Genomic DNA, 19,284 nt, shown 5'->3' on the forward strand with positions numbered 1-19,284 from the left:
CGCCCTCAGGTCAGGCGCTCGCACTCGGTACGGGTGAGGGTCAGGCGCGGAGAAAGCCGGATGCTCGGACTCGGTACGGGGTGAGGGCCAGGCGCGGAGAAAGCCGGACGCTCGCACTCAGTACGGGGTCAGGCGCGGCCGCCGGGGGTGCTGTGGACGATCAGCACGTCGCAGGAGGCGCGGTGGGCCACGTGCGAGGGCACCGAGCCGAGCAGCCGCCCCGCCAGGCTGTTGAGCCCGCGGTTGCCGACGACCAGCAGGTCCGCCTCGTGCGCGGCGGCCAGCGTGATGAGTACGTCGACCGCGTCGCCCTCCTCCGCCGCCAGGACGACCTCGGTCGCGCCGGCGGCGACGGCGTGCTCGCGGGCGGCCCTCAGGGCGTCGTCGGCGGGGGTGGAGCCGCTCACCTTGTAGGCCAGGTCGCCGAGCCGGTCCGCGGCGGCGGCCCGCTCGCCGGCCCGCATGGGCAGGTACGCGCACGCCAGGACGAGGGTGGCGCCGGTCGCGCCGGCCAGGGACGCCGCCGCGGAGACGGCGCGGAAGGAGGAGGCGGAGCCGTCGGTGCCGGCCAGCACGGTGCGGTAGGCCATCGGGAACCCCTATTAGACATTTGGTCAAATTGTCTTCTTGGCAGAATAGCCGTCCGCTCAAGCCTTTCTGCACAGCCGATAAGCTCTAGCCCATGAGCAGCTCCCCGTCCTTCCGTGAAGTGTTGTCCCAGCGAGTGATCGTCGCCGACGGGGCGATGGGGACGATGTTGCAGGCCCAGGACCCCACCCTCGACGACTTCGAAGGTCACGAGGGCTGCAACGAGGTGCTGAACGTCACCCGTCCCGACATCGTGAGCGGCGTTCACGACGCCTACTTCGCCGTGGGCGTCGACTGCGTGGAGACCAACACCTTCGGCGCCAACCTGGCGGCCCTGGGCGAATACGACATCCCCGAGCGGGTCTTCGAATACTCCGAGGCGGGCGCCAGGATCGCGCGCGAGCGGGCCGACCACTGGTCGACGCCCGAGCAGCCGCGCTTCGTGCTCGGCTCGATGGGTCCCGGCACCAAGCTGCCGACCCTGGGGCACCTGCCCTACCACAAGCTGCGCGAGTCCTACCGCGAAAACGCGGCGGGCCTGATCGCGGGCGGCGCCGACGCGTTGATCATCGAGACCTGCCAGGACCTGCTCCAGGTCAAGGCCGCCGTCATCGGCGCCAAGCGGGCCGCCGAGGAGTCCGGGCGCGACGTGCCGATCATCGCCCAGGTGACGATCGAGACCAACGGCGCCATGCTGCTGGGCTCCGAGATCGGCGCCGCGCTGACCGCGATCGAGCCGCTCGGCGTCGACCTGATCGGCCTCAACTGCGCCACCGGCCCGGCCGAGATGAGCGAGCACCTGCGCTACCTGGCCCGGCACTCCCGGCTGAAGCTCTCGTGCATGCCCAACGCCGGCCTGCCGGTGCTGACCTCCGACGGCGCGTACTATCCGCTCGGCGCCGACGAGCTCGCCGACGCGCACGAGACCTTCACCCGCGACTACGGCCTGTCGCTGGTCGGCGGCTGCTGCGGCACCACCCCCGAGCACCTGCGCAAGGTCGTCGACCGCGTACGCGGCAAACAGCCGGTCGCGCGCCGCCCGCACCCCGAGCCGGGCGCCTCCTCGCTCTACCAGACCGTGCCGTTCCGCCAGGACACCTCCTACCTGGCCATCGGCGAGCGGTGCAACACCAACGGCTCCAAGGCCTTCCGTGAGGCCATGCTCGAAGGCCGCTGGGACGACTGCGTGGAGATGGCCCGCGAGCAGGCCCGCGGCGGCGCCCACCTGCTCGACCTGTGCGTCGACTACGTGGGCCGCGACGGCGTGGCCGACATGAAGGAGCTGGCGTTCCGGCTGGCCACCGCCTCCACGCTGCCGATCATGCTCGACTCGACCGAGTCGGAGGTGCTGCGGGCCGGCCTGGAGATGCTCGGTGGGCGCGCGGTGGTCAACTCGGTCAACTACGAGGACGGGCGCGGCCCCGACTCACGCTTCCACAAGACGATGACGGCCGTACGCGAGCACGGCGCCGCCGTCGTGGTCATGTGCATCGACGAGAACGGCCAGGCCCGCACGGCGGCCGAGAAGGTACGCATCGCGAGCGAGACCATCGACGACCTGGTCGCCAACTGGGGCATGCAGGTGTCCGACATCATCGTCGACTGCCTCACCTTCACCATCGCCACCGGCATGGAGGAGAGCCGCCGCGACGGCCTGGAGACCATCGAGGGCATCCGCGAGCTCAAGCGCCGCTACCCCGACGTGCAGACCACGCTGGGCCTGTCCAACATCTCCTTCGGCATCAACCCGGCCTCGCGCATGGTGCTCAACTCGGTGTTCCTCAACGAGTGCGTCAACGCCGGTCTCGACTCGGCCATCGTCCACGCCTCCAAGATCCTGCCGATGTCGCGCATCCCCGACGATCAGCGTCAGGTCGCGCTCGACATGGTCTACGACCGCCGCCGCGAGGGCTACGACCCGCTGCAGCGCTTCATCGACATGTTCGAGGGCGTCGACGCGACGGCGCTGCGTGAGGGCAAGGCCGAGGAGCTGGCGGCGCTGCCGCTGTGGGAGCGGCTCAAGCGGCGCATCATCGACGGCGAGAAGAAGGGGCTGGAGGCCGACCTCGACGCCGCCCTGGAGCAGCGGCCCGCCCTGGAGATCATCAACAACGTGCTGCTCGACGGCATGAAGACGGTCGGCGAGCTGTTCGGCTCCGGGCAGATGCAGCTGCCGTTCGTGCTGCAGTCGGCCGAGGTGATGAAGACCGCCGTCGCCTACCTCGAACCGCACATGGACCGTGTCGAGGGTGAGACGAAGGGTCGCATCGTGCTGGCCACGGTCAAGGGCGACGTGCACGACATCGGCAAGAACCTGGTCGACATCATCCTGTCCAACAACGGCTACCAGGTGGTCAACCTCGGCATCAAGCAGCCGGTCTCGGCGATCCTGGAGGCGGCCGACGAGCAGAAGGCCGACGTCATCGGCATGTCCGGCCTTCTGGTGAAGTCGACGGTCATCATGAAGGAGAACCTGGAGGAGATGAACTCCAGGGGCATCTCCGATCGCTACCCGGTGCTGCTCGGCGGCGCCGCCCTCACCCGCGCCTACGTCGAGCAAGACCTGGCCGAGCTGTTCGCCGGCGAGGTCCGCTACGCCCGCGACGCCTTCGAGGGGCTGCGGCTCATGGACTCCTTCATGGCCGTCAAGCGCGGCGTCGCCGGGGCCACGCTGCCGCCGCTGCGCGAGCGCCGGGTCAAGACCGGCGCCGTCCTGACCCGCACGCCGGAGGAGGAGCTGCCCGCGCGCTCCGACGTGGCCGCCGACAACCGGGTGCCGGTGCCGCCCTTCCAGGGCGACCGCATCGTCAAGGGCATCTCGCTGAGCGACTACTCCGCCTTCCTCGACGAGCGGGCGCTCTTCCTCGGGCAGTGGGGCCTCAAGCCCACGCGCGGCGGTGACGGCCCCGGCTACGACGAACTCGTCGAGACCGAGGGACGGCCGCGGCTGCGCATGTGGCTCGACCGCATCCAGACCGAGGGGCTGCTGGAGGCGGCCGTCGTCTACGGCTACTTCCCGTGCGTCAGCGAGGGCGACTCGCTGATCATCCTCGACGAGGCCGGAGACGAGCGCACCCGCTTCGCCTTCCCGCGCCAGCGCCGTGACCGGCACCTGTGCCTGTCCGACTTCTTCCGCTCGCGCGAGTCGGGCGAGGTGGACGTGGTCGGCTTCCAGGTCGCCACGATGGGCGGCAAGATCTCCGAGGCGACGGCCGAGCTGTTCGCCAAGGACGCCTACCGTGACTACCTGGAGCTGCACGGGCTGTCGGTGCAGCTCACCGAGGCGCTGGCCGAATACTGGCACGCCCGGGTCCGCGCCGAGTGGGGGATCGGCGGCGAGGAGTCGCTGGACGACATGCTCAAGGTCAACATCCAGGGCTGCCGCTACTCCTTCGGCTACCCGGCCTGCCCCAACCTCGAGGACCAGGTGCAGCTGTTCCAGCTCCTGGACCCAGAGCGGATCGGGGTCACGCTGTCGGAGGAGTTCCAGCTCCACCCGGAGCAGGCCACTTCCGCCCTGGTCGCCCACCACCCGGAGGCGAAATACTTCAACGTCTGAGTACTTTCAACGTCTGATTCGGCCCGAGCGCCGCTCATCCGGGCGGCCTCCGGGCGCTGTGGGGCGCTCGTCCGGCCTCGCTCTCGGTCACGCCCGTGGGTGAGGCCCCGGCGCTCGCGATCTTCTCGTCGGCGGTGAGAATGGCGGGACGGGGTGCCGTCGCGGTGCCGTACACGAACTGATCGGGGGATGCATGGAAGCCGTCTTCTTCGACATGGACGGGTTGCTGGTCGACAGCGAGAAGGTGTGGCTGGAGATCGAGACCGAGGTGATGGCGCGGCTCGGCGGCGAGTGGACGCTCGATCACCAGGCGCACCTCGTCGGCGGCTCCATGGAACGCACCGTCGCCTACATGCTCGCCGTCTCCGGCTCGTCCGTCTCTCCGGAGGACCTGCGCGAGTGGATGATCGACGGCATGGTGGCCCGCCTGGCGGACGGCGTGGAGCTCATGCCCGGCGCCTCCGAACTGCTCGACGCCGTACGCGAGGAGGGCATCCCGGTCGCCCTGGTGACCTCGTCGCTCAGGGAGATCGCCGACGCGGTGCTCAAGGGCGTCGGCCGTGACCGGTTCGACGCCATCGTGACGGCCGACGACGTGACTCGCACCAAGCCCGACCCCGAGCCCTACCTGACGGCGGCCGAGCTGCTGGGCGTCGACCCGGTGCGCTGTGTCGTCCTGGAGGACTCGCCCAACGGCGTGGCCGCCGCCACAGCCGCGGGCTGCGCGGTCGTAGGGGTCCCCAGCCTCCTGCCCATCGACCCGGCTCCCGGCCGCCTCGTGGTTCCATCCCTGACGGACGTCACGATTCCCACCCTCCGCGCGTTGATCCCCTGACCCAGCTGATTCCTCTGTACGGGCCGATCCCTCTGTACGGACCGATCCCCCTGTACGGGCCGATCCCCCTGAACAGGGCGGCGGTCCGAGCGGGCCGATTCCCTGGCCGCGCCTCCGGCTGAGGGTCCGTCGAAACCGAGGAGCGCGCGTAACGGCGGCCGGCCACCATCCGGTCAGAGGCCGTATTCCTGGAGGCCCTCCGCCCCGTGCGGCGGGTGGCGGGTTCCCCATGCTTGCCGTACAAAAAAGTAAAGCTTTCACCCCGGCAAGAGGGCGACCCCCAACCGAAGGCAAGCCGATCCCCTAAGGGAGGGCCGGTACTTGGGGAGGAGGGACGGCGGGAGGGAGCGTGCCAGGATGGGGAGCACAGCCACATAACAAAGGGGCGGCGAAATGACTTTTGAGCAGATCTACTGGTTGCCGCTGTGCGCCGGAGTGACCATCGCGGGGCTGGTGCTCAGTTTCCTGGCCTTCCGGCGCAGAGGCGCGGCGGCCGGCATGAGGATGGCCGCGTGGGCGCTGCTCCCGCTGGCCGCCTACCTGACCGGCGCGTTGCAGTCGTTGTGGACCATCGGCGCCACCATCGTGAGTTTCGTGACGAGCCTGATCTTCAACCCCCTTGTCTGGGCGGGCGTCGCCGTGACCGGGTTGTCCGTGGTGCTGTTCGTGGCGTCGGGGTTCATGCGCGGACGGAAGCTGAAGCTGGCGCGCGACGGCAAGCCGGGCAAGGCCGCGGAGGCCCCGGCCGCGCCGCAACAGCGCGCTGTCGGCCAAAGGGCGGGGCAGCCGGCCGGAGAGACTACAGGACAGACAGCGGCGCGGCCTGCAGGAAAGCCTGCCGCGGCGGCGGCGAAGAAGAACAACGACGATGACTTCTCCGACATCGAGGATATTCTCAAGCGCAGGGGCATCAGCTGATCCGAGGTGTGTCACAGTTCCGAGACGCAACCGGGACGGGGTGTAGACAAACTTCCCAAGATCGATACGAATGAGTTTCGCGTCAATCACAGTTGAGCCACATCCCGCCCTGAGGGGCTGGTCATACCAGCTCAGGCCATAGATTCTGCCTCCTGAGGACGCGACTAGCGACTTCACCAGCGCGGCGCATAACCTGATCGGGACCGCCGCCCACTCGGACGACGTCGTCTGGCATCCAGGGGGCCATTGGCATGACCGCACCGCTCGATGTTCCGGGCTCGGCTATCGAAGCCGGACCGGAAACCGTTCTGGAGGGCGCGGACTCCTCAGTCATCCGAGGGCGTTCCCTTGGCCAGATCGCATGGATGCGGCTGAAGCGCGACAAGATCGCCATGATCGGCGGCATCGTCATCGTCGTGCTGATCCTCGTCGCCATCTTCGCGCCGCTGCTGGTGTCGTGGTTCGGCCACCCGCCGGCGGAATGGCACCGGGAGAAGATCGACCCGGCCATCCAGGCGCCGCTCGGCACGTTCGGCGGCATCAGCTCCGACTTCCTGTTCGGGGTCGAGCCCACCACCGGCCGCGACCTGTTCAGCCGGATCCTCTACGGCGCACGCATCTCACTGCTCATCGCGTTCTTCGCGACGCTGCTCTGCGTCCTGCTCGGCACCGTGTTCGGCATGATCGCCGGTTTCTTCGGCGGCTGGATCGACACGATCATCAGCCGGCTCATGGACATCTTCCTCGCCTTCCCGCTGCTGGTGTTCGCGCTGGCGCTCGGCGGGGTGATCCCCGACAAGGCGTTCGGGATGTCGGGTGACACGCTGCGGATCAGCCTGCTCGTGTTCATCATCGGCTTCTTCAACTGGCCCTATATCGGGCGTATCATCCGAGGTCAGACGCTATCTCTGCGTGAACGGGAGTTCGTCGACGCCTCCAGGAGCCTGGGCGCGCGCAACCACATCATCCTGTTCAAGGAGATCCTGCCGAACCTGCTGGCCCCGATCCTGGTCTACTCGACGCTGCTGATCCCGTCGAACATCCTGTTCGAGGCCGCGCTGTCCTTCCTCGGCGTGGGCGTACGCCCGCCGACCCCGACGTGGGGAGGCATGCTGGCCGAGGCGGTCCACAACTACGACGTGGCGCCCAACTTCATGCTCTTCCCCGGCCTCGCGATCTTCGTCACCGTGCTGGCGTTCAACCTGCTCGGCGACGGCCTGAGGGACGCCTTCGATCCCAAGGCTCGATGACCTCGTGAGTTATCCCGCAAATTTTGGACTCCTAGTTACAAGGGGTGTGTCAGGTCGATGAAGATAAAATCCATGGCGTCGGCGGTCGCGATCACCGCTGCTCTCGCCCTGGCCGTCTCCGCGTGTGGTGGCGGCGGCTCTGCCAAGAAGACCGGCGGTGCCACCGCCGAGGCGCCCGCCAGCCAGTACAACGCCGGAGTGACGCAGGTCGTCAACCCGTCCGACAAGACGGGCGGCACGCTCCACATGGGCATGCCGGGCGATTTCGACTCGGTTGACCCCGGCGACCAGTACTACGGCTACGCCTGGAACTTCTCCCGCCTTTACACGCGCGCGCTGACCATGTTCAAGCCGGTGCCGGGCAAGGAGGGCCTCGAGCTCGTCGGTGACCTGGCCGAGGGCCTCGGCAAGGCCAGCGACGGCGGCAAGACCTGGACGTACACGCTGCGCAAGGGCATCAAGTTCGAGGACGGCACCCCGATCACGTCCAAGGACGTGAAGTACGCCGTGGCCCGCTCGCTGGACAAGGAGATCCTGCCCAGCGGCCCGACCTACTTCAACGACTGGCTCGACAACGGCGACTACACCGGCCCGTACAAGATGAAGGACAAGCTCGACTCCTGGAAGGGCGTCGAGACGCCCGATGACCAGACGGTCGTCTTCCATCTGAAGAAGGCCTACGGCGGCTTCGATTACTTCGCCATGCTCCCGTCGACGGCCCCGGTGCCGGCGGCCAAGGACACGGGCACCAAGTACAAGGAGCACCCGGTCGCGACCGGCCCGTACATGTTCAAGGCCCACGAGCTCGGCAAGCGCATCGAGCTGGTCAAGAACCCCAACTGGGACGCGGCGACCGACCCCAACCGCAAGCAGCTCAACGACTCGATCGAGGTGCTGCTCGGCCAGAACGAGGACGACCTCGACCAGCGCCTGCTCTCGGGCAAGATCGACGTCAAGATCAACAGCACCGGCGTGGGGGCCAACGCCCGCAAGACCGTCCTGACCGACGACAAGGTCAAGCAGTACGCCGACTCCGCGCCGCTCGACCGCACCTGGTTCACCAACCTCAACGCCGACGTGCCGCCGCTGGACAACATCCACTGCCGCAAGGCCGTGCTGTACGCCGCCGACCGCTCCGCGATCCAGGGCGCCTACGGTGGTCCCGACGCCGGTGGCGAGATCGCCCTCAGCCTCATGCCGTCGAAGATGACCGGTTACGAGAAGAACGACCTCTACGGCGTCGAGGCCAACCCCGGCGGCGACGTGAACAAGGCGAAGGAAGAGCTGAAGGCCTGCGGCCAGCCCAACGGCTTCAGCACCACCATCTCCTTCCGCGTCGAGCGCGCGGCGGAGAAGCAGACCGCCGAGTCGCTGCAGCAGTCGCTCGGCCGCGTGGGCATCAAGCTGGAGGTCAAGGGCTTCCCGCAGGGTGACTACTTCAAGCTGTACGCCGGCAAGCCCGACTTCGCCAAGAAGAACGGCCTGGGCCTCATGGTCTACGGCTGGGGCGCCGACTACCCCGAGGGCTTCGGCTTCTTCCAGCAGATCGTCGACAGCCGCGTCATCCGCGCCGCCGGTAACACCAACCTCGGCGTGAAGGACCCGGAGATCGACAAGCTGGTCGACCAGGCCGCGGCCGAGCAGGACGCCACCAAGCGCAACTCGATCTGGGCCTCGGTCGACAAGAAGGTCATGGACGACGCGTTCATCCTGCCCTACGTCTGGGCGCACGGCCTGTTCTACCGGCCGCCGACGCTGAAGAACGCGTTCGTCAGCCAGAACTTCGGGATGTACGAGTTCCTGACGCTGAGCACCCAGTAACCCGGTCCGGGAAAACCTCCGGAACGTTCGTCGAAAGCAGGTGAAGGCTTCGGCGGCCGGGCCCACAAGGCCCGGCCGCCATAGCCGAGATCAGTGGCCACATACATCATCAGACGGTTGATAGCGGCCGTCATGCTGCTCTTCGTGGTGAGCATCGCGACGTTCGCCATCTTCTTTCTCGTCCCGCGGCTCGCCGGGATGTCCGCTGACGACCTCGCTTCCCGCTATGTGGGCAAGGCCGCCAACGACCAGATGATCCACGAGGCCGCCGTCAGGCTGGGCTTCAACGACCCGCTGGTCGTGCAGTACGGGCGGTTCGTGAAGGGCATCTTCGTCGGTGTCGACCGCAACTACGGTCCCGGCGTCGAGCACTGCCCCGCCCCGTGCCTCGGCTACTCCTACGTCACCCAGAACCCGGTGCTGCCCGACCTGCTCGACCGGCTGCCGATCACCCTGTCACTGGCGCTCGGCGCCGCCGTGGTGTGGGTGGTGTTCGGCGTCTCGACGGGCGTGCTGTCGGCGCTGCGGCGCGGCAGCTTCTTCGACCGCCTCTCGATGGGTGTGGCCCTGGCGGGCGTGTCGCTGCCCATCTTCTTCACCGGCATCGTGTCGCTGGCCATCTTCCGCGACCAGCTCGGCCTGGTCGGCGACGTCGCCGACTGGGTGCCGTTCTCGGAAGACCCGCTCACCTGGGCGAACAACCTCATCCTGCCGTGGGTGACGCTGGCCTTCCTGTACGCCGCCGGTTACGCCCGGCTCACCAGAGCGGGCATGCTGGAGACCATGTCGGAGGACTACATCCGCACGGCGCGGGCCAAGGGCCTGCCCGAACGCATGGTGGTGGTCAAACACGGCCTGCGTGCCACGCTCACGCCCGTGATGACCATGTTCGGCCTCGACCTGGGCCTGCTGCTCGGCGGCGCGGTGCTGACCGAGAGCACCTTCTCGCTGCCCGGCATCGGCAAGTACGCGGTCGACGCCATCAACAACAACGACCTCCCCCAGGTGATGGGCGTCACGCTGACCGCGGCGATCTTCATCATCCTGGCCAACCTGATCGTCGACCTGCTCTACGCGGTGGTTGACCCGAGAGTGAGGCTGACGTGAGCGAGAGCCCCTTTCTCGACGTCAAGGACCTGAAGATCCACTTCTCGACCGACGACGGCGTGGTCAAGTCCGTCGACGGGCTGTCCTTCAGCCTCGAACGCGGCAAGACCCTGGGCATCGTCGGCGAGTCCGGGTCGGGCAAGTCGGTCACCAGCCTGGGCATCCTCGGCCTGCACCGCGGCAAGAGCGCCAACGTCTCCGGCGAGATCTGGCTCGACGGCGAAGACCTCATCACCGCCTCGCAGGAGCACGTACGCCGGCTGCGCGGCCGCAAGATGGCGATGATCTTCCAGGACCCGCTGTCGTCGATGCACCCCTTCTACACGGTGGGCGACCAGATCATCGAGGCGTACCGCCTCCACCACAAGGTCTCCAAGAGCGTGGCCCGCAAGCACGCCATCGACATGCTGGGCCGGGTCGGCATCCCCGAGCCCAAGCGCCGGGTCGACTCCTACCCGCACGAGTTCTCCGGCGGCATGCGCCAGCGCGCCATGATCGCGATGGCGCTGTCGTGCGACCCCGAGCTGCTCATCGCCGACGAGCCGACCACCGCGCTCGACGTGACCGTGCAGGCGCAGATCCTCGACCTGATGCGAGACCTGCAGCGTGAGTTCAACTCCGCGCTGATCATCATCACCCACGACCTGGGCGTGGTGGCCGAGCTGTCCAACGACATCCTGGTCATGTACGCGGGCAAGTGCATCGAGTACGGCTCGGCCGAGGACATCTTCTACCGGCCCGAGCACCCCTACACCTGGGGACTGCTGGGCTCGATGCCCCGGCTCGACCGGGAGCCCACCGAACGGCTCCTGCCCGTCAAGGGCACCCCGCCGTCGCTGATCAACGTGCCATCGGGCTGCGCCTTCCACCCCCGCTGCCCCTACTCCGACCAGACCGACGGTCAGTCCAAGGCGGAGATCCCTGCCTTGATCAACACCGACCCCGGCCACCTGGTGCGCTGCCACCTGAGCAGGACGCAGCGGCGGACGCTGTGGGAGAACGAAGTCAAGCCAGTGCTGGAGACGCAGTGACCACCTCGAACGAGCCGCTTCTTTCCGTCCAGGACCTGGAGAAGCACTTCCCGGTGACCAAGGGCCTGCTCAAGCGCCAGGTCGGGGCCGTCAAGGCGGTCGACGGGATCAGCTTCGACGTGTTCAAGGGTGAGACGCTCGGCCTGGTGGGGGAGTCGGGCTGCGGCAAGTCCACCACCGGCCGGCTGGTGACCAGGCTGCTGGAGCCGACCGCGGGCAAGGTCGTCTTCGAGGGCCGCGACATCACCCACATGAGTCAGGGCAAGCTGCGGCCGCTCCGCCGCGACATGCAGATGATCTTCCAGGACCCCTTCTCCTCGCTCAACCCCCGCCACACGGTCGGCACCATCGTCGGCGCCCCGTTCCGCATCCAGGGCGTGCAGACCGAGCACGGGATCAAGAAGGCCGTCCAGGACATCCTCCAGCTGGTCGGGCTCAACCCGGAGCACTACAACCGCTATCCCCACGAGTTCTCGGGCGGCCAGCGCCAGCGCATCGGCATCGCCCGCACACTCGCGCTGAAGCCCAAGCTGATCATCGCCGACGAGCCGGTCTCGGCGCTGGACGTCTCGATCCAGGCCCAGGTGGTCAACCTCCTGGAGGACCTGCAGAACGAGCTGGATCTCACCTACGTGGTCATCGCCCACGACCTGTCGGTGGTCCGCCACATCAGCGACCGGGTCGCGGTGATGTACCTGGGCAAGATCGTGGAGATCGCCGACCGCAAGCGCCTCTACAGCAGCCCCATGCACCCCTACACCAACGCGCTGCTGTCGGCGGTCCCGATCCCGGATCCCAAGGCCCGCGCGGACGGCGACCGCATCAGGCTGACGGGCGACGTCCCCAGCCCGCTCAACCCGCCACCGGCCTGCCGCTTCCACACCCGGTGCTGGAAGGCCCAGGACATCTGCAAGACGGTGGAGCCGCCCCTGGAGGAGCTGGCCAGCGGTCACCGGGTGGCCTGCCACTTCCCGGAGAACGCCCCCGCCCAGGCGCCGGAGACTGCCGCCACGACCTCCTGACGCCGGTCGGCGGATGGGAGCCCCACCGCCGACCGGTTTTCTTTGGATCAGCGGATGCCGCCACCACCAGATCGGCGGCCGGCGGCCGTCACGGTGAAGATCAGGAAGCGGCACCCGGTGTCGCGAGGCCGGTCTCATAGGCGAGGACGACCGCCTGCACGCGGTCGCGCAGGCCCAGCTTGGTGAGCACGTTGCCGACGTGTGTCTTGACCGTCGTCTCGCTGACCACCAGCTTCCGGGCGATCTCCGCGTTCGACATCCCCTTGGCGATCAGCCGCAGCACCTCCAGCTCCCGCTCGGTCAGCCGGTCGAGCCGCGCCGGGGTCGCCTGCTCGTACGCCGACGGCAGCCGCTTGGAGAAGCGGTCCAGCAGCCGGCGGGTCACGCTCGGCGCCACGATCGCGTCGCCCGCCGCCACCACCCGGATCGCCTGCACCAGCTCGTCCGGCGGCACATCCTTCAGCAGGAACCCGGAGGCGCCCGCCCGCAGCGCCTCCACGATGTACTCGTCCAGGTCGAACGTCGTCAGCACCAGCACCTTCGGCACGTGCGCCGTCGGCGCCGCCTCCCGCACGATCCTGCGCGTCGCCTCGATGCCGTCGACCCCGGGCATCCGGATGTCCATCAGCACGACGTCGGGCAGCAACGCCCGCGTCTGCTCCTGCGCGTCCTTGCCGTCACCGGCCTGCCCCACCACCGTGATGTCGGACTCGGCCTCGAGTATCAGCCGGAAACCGGTGCGCAGCAGCGGCTGGTCGTCCACCAGCAGCACCCTGATCGTCATGGTGAGTCCTTCAACGGGAACCTCGCGCGCACCTCGAAACCGCCCCCCGGTCGCGGACCGATGCTGAGGATTCCACCATAGAGGGCAACTCGCTCGCGAATGCCCACCAAACCATGCCCTGGCGGCCCGGAGAGGCTCGCCGGCCCCCGCCCGTCGTCCTCCACCCGCACGTCCAGCTCACGCGGACCATGGCATACGGTCACCACCGCCTTGGCACCCGCGCCCGCGTGCCGCAGGCTGTTGGTCAGACCCTCCTGGATCAGCCGGTAGGCGGCCAGATCCACCCCGGCGGGAATCGGCCGGGCATCGCCCTCGACCGACAGCCGCGTGGCCAGCCCCGCCTCCCGCATCTGCTCCACCAGCGCCGGCAGATCGTCCATCCCGGGCTGCGGCCCCAGCTCGGCCCGGGCGTCGGTACGCAGCACGCCCACGATGTTGCGCATCTCGCTCATCGCCATCCGGCCCGTGTGCTCGATGGCCGACAACGCCTCACGCGCCATGTCGGGATCGGCGGCCAGCACCCGGCGCGCGGCCGCCGCCTGCACCGTCATCACGCTCACGTGATGGGCCACGACGTCGTGCAGCTCGCGGGCTATCCTCGACCGCTCCTCGGCCCGCGCGGCCCGCGTGTCGGCCGCGTAGGCGCGCTCCAGCCGGGCCGCGCGGTCCTTCAGCTCCTCCAGGTACGCGCGGCGCAGCCGCAGGCTCCGCCCGGCCCCCCAGACCGCGAGCAGCACGATGAACGCCACCAGGTGCTCACTCCAGTTGCCGCCGGTGACCGGGCTCAGCGCCCCGGCGAACGCGTAGGCCAGGAACGACAGCAGCAGCGCGCACAGCGCCACGGCCAGCCCCCGGAGGGAGGCCACCGAGTAGAGCAGCACCAGCACCGGCGCCGCCGCCACGCCGGAACCGTAACCCAGCCCGGTCAGCAGCGTCTCGGGCAGCAGCCCCGCGCACAACGTCGCCAGCGGCCAGCGCCTGCGTACGGCGACCGGCGCGCACGCCAGCAGCACCAGCACGGCGCCGAACGGGTCGGCGCCCCGCGTCTCGCCGACCGCCTGCCCACCACCGGGCTCCAGCAACGCCGAATCGGCGGACAGGAAGAGCCAGACCGAGACCGCGGCCAGCGCCACGGCGAACAGGGTGTCGTGGAACCTGGCCCGATCGATGCGCACCGCTTCACTGTAGGTCCAGGTGAGAGCCCGGAACCTCCTCCCAAGGGAGGAGAGCCGGACTCCTACAGCTCGTCCGTGGCCGCCCGGCGGTTGCTCCGTACGGTGTCGCCCGGCTGCCGGTCCGGCACCGGCGGCGGGGTGCCGCCGAACTCCGGGCAGATCGCCTGGTGGTCGCACCAGTCGCACAGGCGGCTGCGCCGCGCCCGCCACTCGCCCGTCTCCAGCGACCGCTCGATCGCCGTCCACAGCGCCCGCACCTTGCGCTCGGTGGCCAGCAGATCGGCCTCGTCCGGCGCGTACCGCAGCACCTCGCCGCCACCGCCCAGGTAGACCAGCTGCAGCAGCCTGGGCACCTGGCCGCGCAGCCGCCACAGCACCAGCGCGTAGAACTTCATCTGGAACAGCGCCTTGGCCTCGAAGTCGGGGCCCGGCGCGCTGCCGGTCTTGTAGTCGACGACCCGCACCTCGCCGGTCGGCGCCACGTCGAGCCGGTCGACGTAGCCGCGCAGCATGAGGCCGCCGTCGAGGACCGCCTCCACATAGAGCTCCCGCTCGGCGGGCTCCAGCCGCGTCGGGTCCTCCAGCGTGAAATAGCGCTCCAGCATCCCCCGCGCCTGCGCCAGCCAGGTCGCCTGCTCCTCGTCATCGGCGAACATCTCGGCGTAGTGCGGATCATCGGACAGCAGCCGCTCCCACTGCGGCTCCAGCAGCTCCAGCGCCGCCTCCACCGAACGACGCGGCGCGGGCAGGTCGTACAGGCGCTCCAGGACCGCGTGGATCACCGTGCCGCGCACGGCGGCCGCCGAGGGCTTCTCCGGCAACTGGTCGATCACGCGGAAGCGATAGAGCAACGGACAGGTCATGAAGTCGCCCGCCCGGGAGGGGGAGAGGGCTCCGATGATCACCGGTTCGGTCAACGTCATGCACCGCACTCTAGGTCAAGAGCCCGACAGAATAGGGCCCGCGAAGCCGGGAGCACCTCGTCCGGCGCGTAGCATCAAGGCAGCGGACAGCACGTAATGAACGGCAAGGAGCGCGGTGAGCGAGCAGAGCCCGCAGCAGGAATTTTCCGGTCTTCGGATGGGAAAGCCGTTCGGCATCCCGGTTTACGTGTCGTGGACGTGGTTCATCGTCGCGGCCTTCATCACCTGGATGTTCGGTGATCAGGTGCGGGCCATGCTGCCCGAGCTCGACGCCACAGCGGCCTACGCCGTCGCCTTCGTCTTCGCCGTACTCCTCTACGTCTCGGTCCTGCTGCACGAGCTGGCCCACAGCGTGCTGGCCAAGTCCTACGGCCTGCCGGTCCGCCGGATCACCCTCTACCTGCTCGGCGGCGTGTCGGAGATCGAGAAGGAGCCGCCGACCCCCGGCAAGGAGTTCATGGTCGCCGCCGCCGGCCCGGCCCTGTCGCTCGGCCTGGCCGGGATCGGCCTGGCCGCCGACGTCTTCCTGATCAACGGCGGCGGCATCCCTGAGGTACTGATCTGGCAGCTCTGGCTGGCCAACCTCATCGTCGGCGTGTTCAACCTGCTGCCCGGGCTGCCGCTCGACGGCGGCCGGATGCTGCGCGCCGGCGTCTGGAAGCTGACCAGCAACGCCGGCTCCGGCACCATCGCCGCCGCCTGGGGCGGCAGGGTACTGGCCGTGCTGCTGGTGGTCGTGCCGATCGCCACGCCGCTGATGAGCGGGCAGGAAGTGGACCTTCGCGACGTGCTGTGGCCGCTGGTGCTGGCCTCCTTCATCTGGCTCGGCGCCACCCAGTCGCTGCGCGTGGCCCGCATCCGCGCCAGGATCCCGCAGGTCAACGCCCGTACCCTGGCCCGCAGGGCGATCCCCGTCGTCGCCGAGACACCGCTGTCGGAGGCGCTGCGCCAGGCCGCCGAGAAGCGGGCCGGCGCCCTCGTCGTCGTCGATCATGAGGGCCGCCCCGTCGCGATCGTGCACGAAGCGTCCGTACAGGCCACTCCCGAGCACCGCCGCCCCTGGGTGAACGCCGGCTCCATGGCCAAGTCGCTGGAGCCGTCCATGGTGCTGGCCGCCGACCTGACGGGAGAGGCGCTCATCGACGCCATGCGCGAGTCCCCGGCCGGCGAATACCTGCTCGTGGAGCGCGGCGGCGAGATCTACGGCGTGCTCGCCACGGCCGACGTCAACCGCGTCTTCAGCGGCGTCTGATATGTCCCACTCGTATAACCGGCAGCCCCCGGCTAGTGTCGTGTCCAGTGATCAGGTGATTCCGGATCGCACCCGGCGGTTCGAGGATGAGACGGCTGGCCGATAGTGTTCTGTCCGGCCAGGTTTATTGCGGTCCACCGGTCCACCGGTTCACCGAATCGAGACGGGGGCGGCCGCGACGCCGCCTCGCCGTATGGGTATGCGTATGGCTGGTGGCCGGCACGGCAGTGCGGGTGCCGTGATAACGCCGGCTTCCGGGGAGGAGAATTGAGTGACCGAGCGCAGCGAGGGCACCGATGAGCGCAGCGCGGTCGTCATGAAGGAGGAGTCATGACGGGCCAGGGCTTCGGGGCGGTACGTCCGCTTCCCGGAGATGGGCTGGTCGCCTATCTGGGCGGGCTGTTGCTGGTGTGCGACGCGGCCGAGGCCGCGGCCGATGAACTGCTCAAGGCACTACGCGAGACGGCCGCCGCCGGGGGCGACGGCAGAGCGCTGGCCAGGCGCGCCGCTCAGGTGCTCGCGGCCAACATGACCGGCGACCCCGCCACCTGCGCGGTCGCGGGACCGGTCGACGGCGGCGTGGCCGTCCTGGTCAGCGGCTCCGCCTCGGCCACGGTCACCACGGCCTCCGGCGAGACCCGGCTGGCCGGCAGCGACTCGCTGACCTGGGCCGACCGGCTCATCAACGGGCCGGTCCAACGCGTCTCGCTGAGCCTGCCCGGCGGGGGCGAGCCGCATCCCGCGGTCAGCTTCGACGGCGGCGTGGTGCACGGCGGCGGGCTGATGGGCGACTTCGGTGAGGTCGCCGAGCGGCCCGCGGCGCAGTCCAGGCCGCTGACCAGCGAACTGCCCAACACCGCCCTGCACTTCGAGCCCGACCTGGTCGTGCCGCCTCCGGTGCAGATGGCCCCCTATCCGCTGTCGGGCAACGACCAGCCCGCCACCCCCTCGGCGGCCGGACCCTCGGGCCCTCAGCCTTTGTCAGGCCCGCAGCCGTTGTCGGGCCCCCAGCCCGCCTCAGGGCCGCAGCCGCCGCCTCCCGCGCTGGAGCAGCAGCCGCCGTTCCTGTCTGCGGTCCCGGACCCGCTGCCCCCGGCCGAGCAGCCGAGCGGGTTCCCCACCTACGACGAGCCCGCACCCGCGCACTCCGGCAACGGCACGATGCCCGAGTACGAGCAGCCCTCTTCCCCCTACGACCAGCCGCGTGAGCAGTACGACCAGCCCCGCGAACATTTCGAGCAGCCCGCCTCCCCCTACGACCAGCCACGGGAGCACTTCGAACAGCCCCGCGAGCTGTTCGAGCAGCCGCCGCCTCCGCCCGCCCAGGAGGAGCACGGCGACCGGCAGCTCGTCTACGGCGTCGACTGCAAGAACGACCACTTCAACGACCCACGCGTGCCCTACTGCGCGGTCTGCGGCATCGCGCTCGTCCAGCGCACCCTCGTGCCGTACAAGGGGCCCCGGCCCCCGCTGGGCGTCCTCATCCTCGACGACGGCACCGCGCTGCCGCTGGAGAGCGACTACCTGCTGGGACGCGACCCCGAGCGCGCGCCGGAGGTGGCGGGCGGCACGGCCAGGCCCGCCAAGGTGACCAGCCCCGACGGGTCGGTCTCCCGCAGGCATCTGCGGGTGGCGCTCGACGGCTGGGACGTCAACCTCGTCGACCTGGGGTCGGTCAACGGCACCCAGATCCAGCCGCCCGGTGACCCCAACTTCTATGACATCCCGCCCAACGAGCCCGTCACCATCGTCCCGGGCACCACGGTCCGCGTCGGTGTCTCCCGCACGATGCGCTTCGAGGCTCACCGGGGATGAGCCCTTCGTCCTGAACCTTCCCGAATCTTGCTGAACGCCCGTACTCCTGGTGGGAGTGCGGGCGCTCTGCTGTGACCCGCCACCGTGCACCGCCCGCCGACGCGCAAGCCGCCGCCGTGCATCACCCGCCACCGGCCGTAGACGGAGCCGCCGCCGTGCGCCAATGGGCCTGTGCGCTAGGCCTCCGTGCGCCAATGGGCCCGTGCGCCGGGCCCCCGTGCGCCACCCGCTGGCCGCCCAGGGCTGAGGGCCTTCAGGAGGGCCTTCAGGAAGGCGACGTCGGTCCTCTCGCCTTGGGGCTTCTCGCTCCTGGGCCCTCGCGTCTCTGGGGCTTCCCGCTCCTGGGACCTCTCCGGTCCGGGGCTTCTCGTACCTGGGCCCTCGCGTCCTCAGCCCTATCCGCTTCGGCCGTGCCGTCTCGCTTTCGGTCGCGGATCTGGCTCATTTCCGGGCGGCCGACGCCGGTCGGCCAGGAGCGTGCCGGACGTCGCGCAGGGTGCGGTCAGGGGGTCGTCCGGGCGAGGCACGCGCTCTGGAGCTCGTACGGCTGAGGTGCGCGTTCAGGAGGTCGCACGGCTGAGGTGCGCGTTCAGGAGGCCGTCCGGCCGAGAGTGGGCGTTCACGAGGTCGTACGGGCGAGATAGGCGTTCACCAGGTCGTCGACCGGCAGTGACAGGTCGAGGGCGACGCCGCGTTCGTCGGGGCCGAGGGGTTCGAGGGCCGCGAACTGCGAGGCCACCAGCGACTCGGGCATGAAGTGCCCGGGCCGGTGCGTCACCCGCTTCCTGATCATGTCGATGTCGCCGTCGAGGTGCAGGAAGCTCACCTCGGGGGCGGCCTCCCGCAGCAGGTCGCGGTAGCGGCGCTTCAGCGCCGAGCACGCCATCACGGCCCCGGTGCCGGCGCGCTCGGCGAGCCAGGCGCCCACCGCGCGCAGCCACGGCAGCCGGTCGGCGTCGTCGAGCGGCATTCCGGCGGTCATCTTGGCGACGTTCGCGGGGCTGTGGAAGTCGTCGGCGTCGGCGAACGGCACCCCGAGGCGTTCGGCGAGCGCGGCACCGACGGTGGACTTGCCGCAACCCGTCACCCCCATCACGACGATGAGCTGCGGGCGGGGTGAGTCGTCCATACGGGGCAACCTCTCGGGCTCGGATGCGCGTCAGACTAGACAGCTTGCGTCATATCAATCAAGCTGAGAAGTCGA

15 protein-coding genes are annotated in these 19,284 nt (G+C 69.4%); 10 read left to right on the forward strand and 5 right to left on the reverse strand.

The annotated features are described in order from the left end of the window. Nucleotides 1–128: 128 nt before the first annotated feature. Nucleotides 129–590, reverse strand: coding sequence for a universal stress protein (locus AB0B64_RS57735; RefSeq protein WP_357951664.1), 462 nt, complete (start codon nt 588–590; stop codon nt 129–131). A gap of 92 nt (nt 591–682) precedes the next feature. Between AB0B64_RS57735 and metH the strand changes: the two genes are divergently transcribed. The 8 genes from metH to AB0B64_RS57775 all read left to right on the forward strand — a co-directional run bounded on the left by metH (nt 683) and on the right by AB0B64_RS57775 (nt 12,131). Beyond that, nucleotides 683–4,147: a methionine synthase gene (gene metH, locus AB0B64_RS57740; RefSeq protein WP_357951666.1), complete on the forward strand. Its 3,465-nt coding sequence runs from the start codon at nt 683–685 to the stop codon at nt 4,145–4,147. Nucleotides 4,148–4,340: 193 nt separating this feature from the next. Next, nucleotides 4,341–4,982 (forward strand): HAD family phosphatase, encoded by a 642-nt coding sequence (locus tag AB0B64_RS57745; protein ID WP_357951667.1) that lies wholly within the window; start codon nt 4,341–4,343, stop codon nt 4,980–4,982. A 393-nt stretch (nt 4,983–5,375) separates the two neighbouring features. Continuing rightward, nucleotides 5,376–5,900: a cellulose synthase gene (locus tag AB0B64_RS57750; RefSeq protein WP_357951669.1), complete on the forward strand. Its 525-nt coding sequence runs from the start codon at nt 5,376–5,378 to the stop codon at nt 5,898–5,900. A gap of 251 nt (nt 5,901–6,151) precedes the next feature. Continuing rightward, on the forward strand, nt 6,152–7,150 hold the full coding sequence (locus AB0B64_RS57755; protein WP_357951671.1) for an ABC transporter permease: 999 nt from the start codon (nt 6,152–6,154) through the stop codon (nt 7,148–7,150). Between the two features lie 57 nt (nt 7,151–7,207). Beyond that, nucleotides 7,208–8,971 (forward strand): ABC transporter substrate-binding protein, encoded by a 1,764-nt coding sequence (locus AB0B64_RS57760; protein WP_357951673.1) that lies wholly within the window; start codon nt 7,208–7,210, stop codon nt 8,969–8,971. 93 nt (nt 8,972–9,064) lie between these two features. Further along, nucleotides 9,065–10,078, forward strand: a complete 1,014-nt coding sequence (locus AB0B64_RS57765) for an ABC transporter permease (protein ID WP_357951675.1) — start codon at nt 9,065–9,067, stop codon at nt 10,076–10,078. Then, nucleotides 10,075–11,109, forward strand: a complete 1,035-nt coding sequence (locus AB0B64_RS57770) for an ABC transporter ATP-binding protein (RefSeq protein WP_357951677.1) — start codon at nt 10,075–10,077, stop codon at nt 11,107–11,109. Before AB0B64_RS57765 ends, AB0B64_RS57770 begins: the two co-directional genes overlap by 4 nt. After that, entirely contained in the window at nt 11,106–12,131 is a 1,026-nt protein-coding gene (locus AB0B64_RS57775; protein ID WP_358204763.1) for a dipeptide ABC transporter ATP-binding protein, read from the forward strand. The genes AB0B64_RS57770 and AB0B64_RS57775 overlap by 4 nt, the downstream gene beginning before the upstream one ends. Nucleotides 12,132–12,231: 100 nt before the next feature. On the opposite strand, the gene AB0B64_RS57780 is transcribed toward AB0B64_RS57775, so the two are convergent. The 3 genes from AB0B64_RS57780 to AB0B64_RS57790 form a co-directional block, all read right to left on the reverse strand. Beyond that, nucleotides 12,232–12,915 carry a response regulator transcription factor gene (locus AB0B64_RS57780; protein ID WP_357951681.1) on the reverse strand — a complete coding sequence of 228 codons (684 nt, stop codon included), beginning with the start codon at nt 12,913–12,915 and terminating at the stop codon, nt 12,232–12,234. Then, nucleotides 12,912–14,090 (reverse strand): sensor histidine kinase, encoded by a 1,179-nt coding sequence (locus AB0B64_RS57785; protein WP_357951683.1) that lies wholly within the window; start codon nt 14,088–14,090, stop codon nt 12,912–12,914. The genes AB0B64_RS57780 and AB0B64_RS57785 overlap by 4 nt, the downstream gene beginning before the upstream one ends. A 62-nt stretch (nt 14,091–14,152) precedes the next feature. Next, nucleotides 14,153–15,013: a RecB family exonuclease gene (locus AB0B64_RS57790; RefSeq protein WP_357951685.1), complete on the reverse strand. Its 861-nt coding sequence runs from the start codon at nt 15,011–15,013 to the stop codon at nt 14,153–14,155. Between the two features lie 115 nt (nt 15,014–15,128). On the opposite strand from AB0B64_RS57790, the gene AB0B64_RS57795 reads away from it, so the two are divergent. Together AB0B64_RS57795 and AB0B64_RS57800 are read left to right on the forward strand one after the other, a co-directional pair. Beyond that, nucleotides 15,129–16,265, forward strand: coding sequence for a site-2 protease family protein (locus tag AB0B64_RS57795; protein WP_358204773.1), 1,137 nt, complete (start codon nt 15,129–15,131; stop codon nt 16,263–16,265). Between the two features lie 330 nt (nt 16,266–16,595). Further along, nucleotides 16,596–18,080 (forward strand): FHA domain-containing protein, encoded by a 1,485-nt coding sequence (locus AB0B64_RS57800; protein ID WP_358204778.1) that lies wholly within the window; start codon nt 16,596–16,598, stop codon nt 18,078–18,080. A gap of 619 nt (nt 18,081–18,699) precedes the next feature. On the opposite strand, the gene AB0B64_RS57805 is transcribed toward AB0B64_RS57800, so the two are convergent. Next, nucleotides 18,700–19,209: a gluconokinase gene (locus AB0B64_RS57805; RefSeq protein WP_358204783.1), complete on the reverse strand. Its 510-nt coding sequence runs from the start codon at nt 19,207–19,209 to the stop codon at nt 18,700–18,702. Between the last annotated feature and the right edge of the window lie 75 nt (nt 19,210–19,284).

The sequence above is a fragment of the Nonomuraea sp. NPDC049129 genome (assembly GCF_040648495.1).
Lineage (GTDB): Bacteria > Actinomycetota > Actinomycetes > Streptosporangiales > Streptosporangiaceae > Nonomuraea.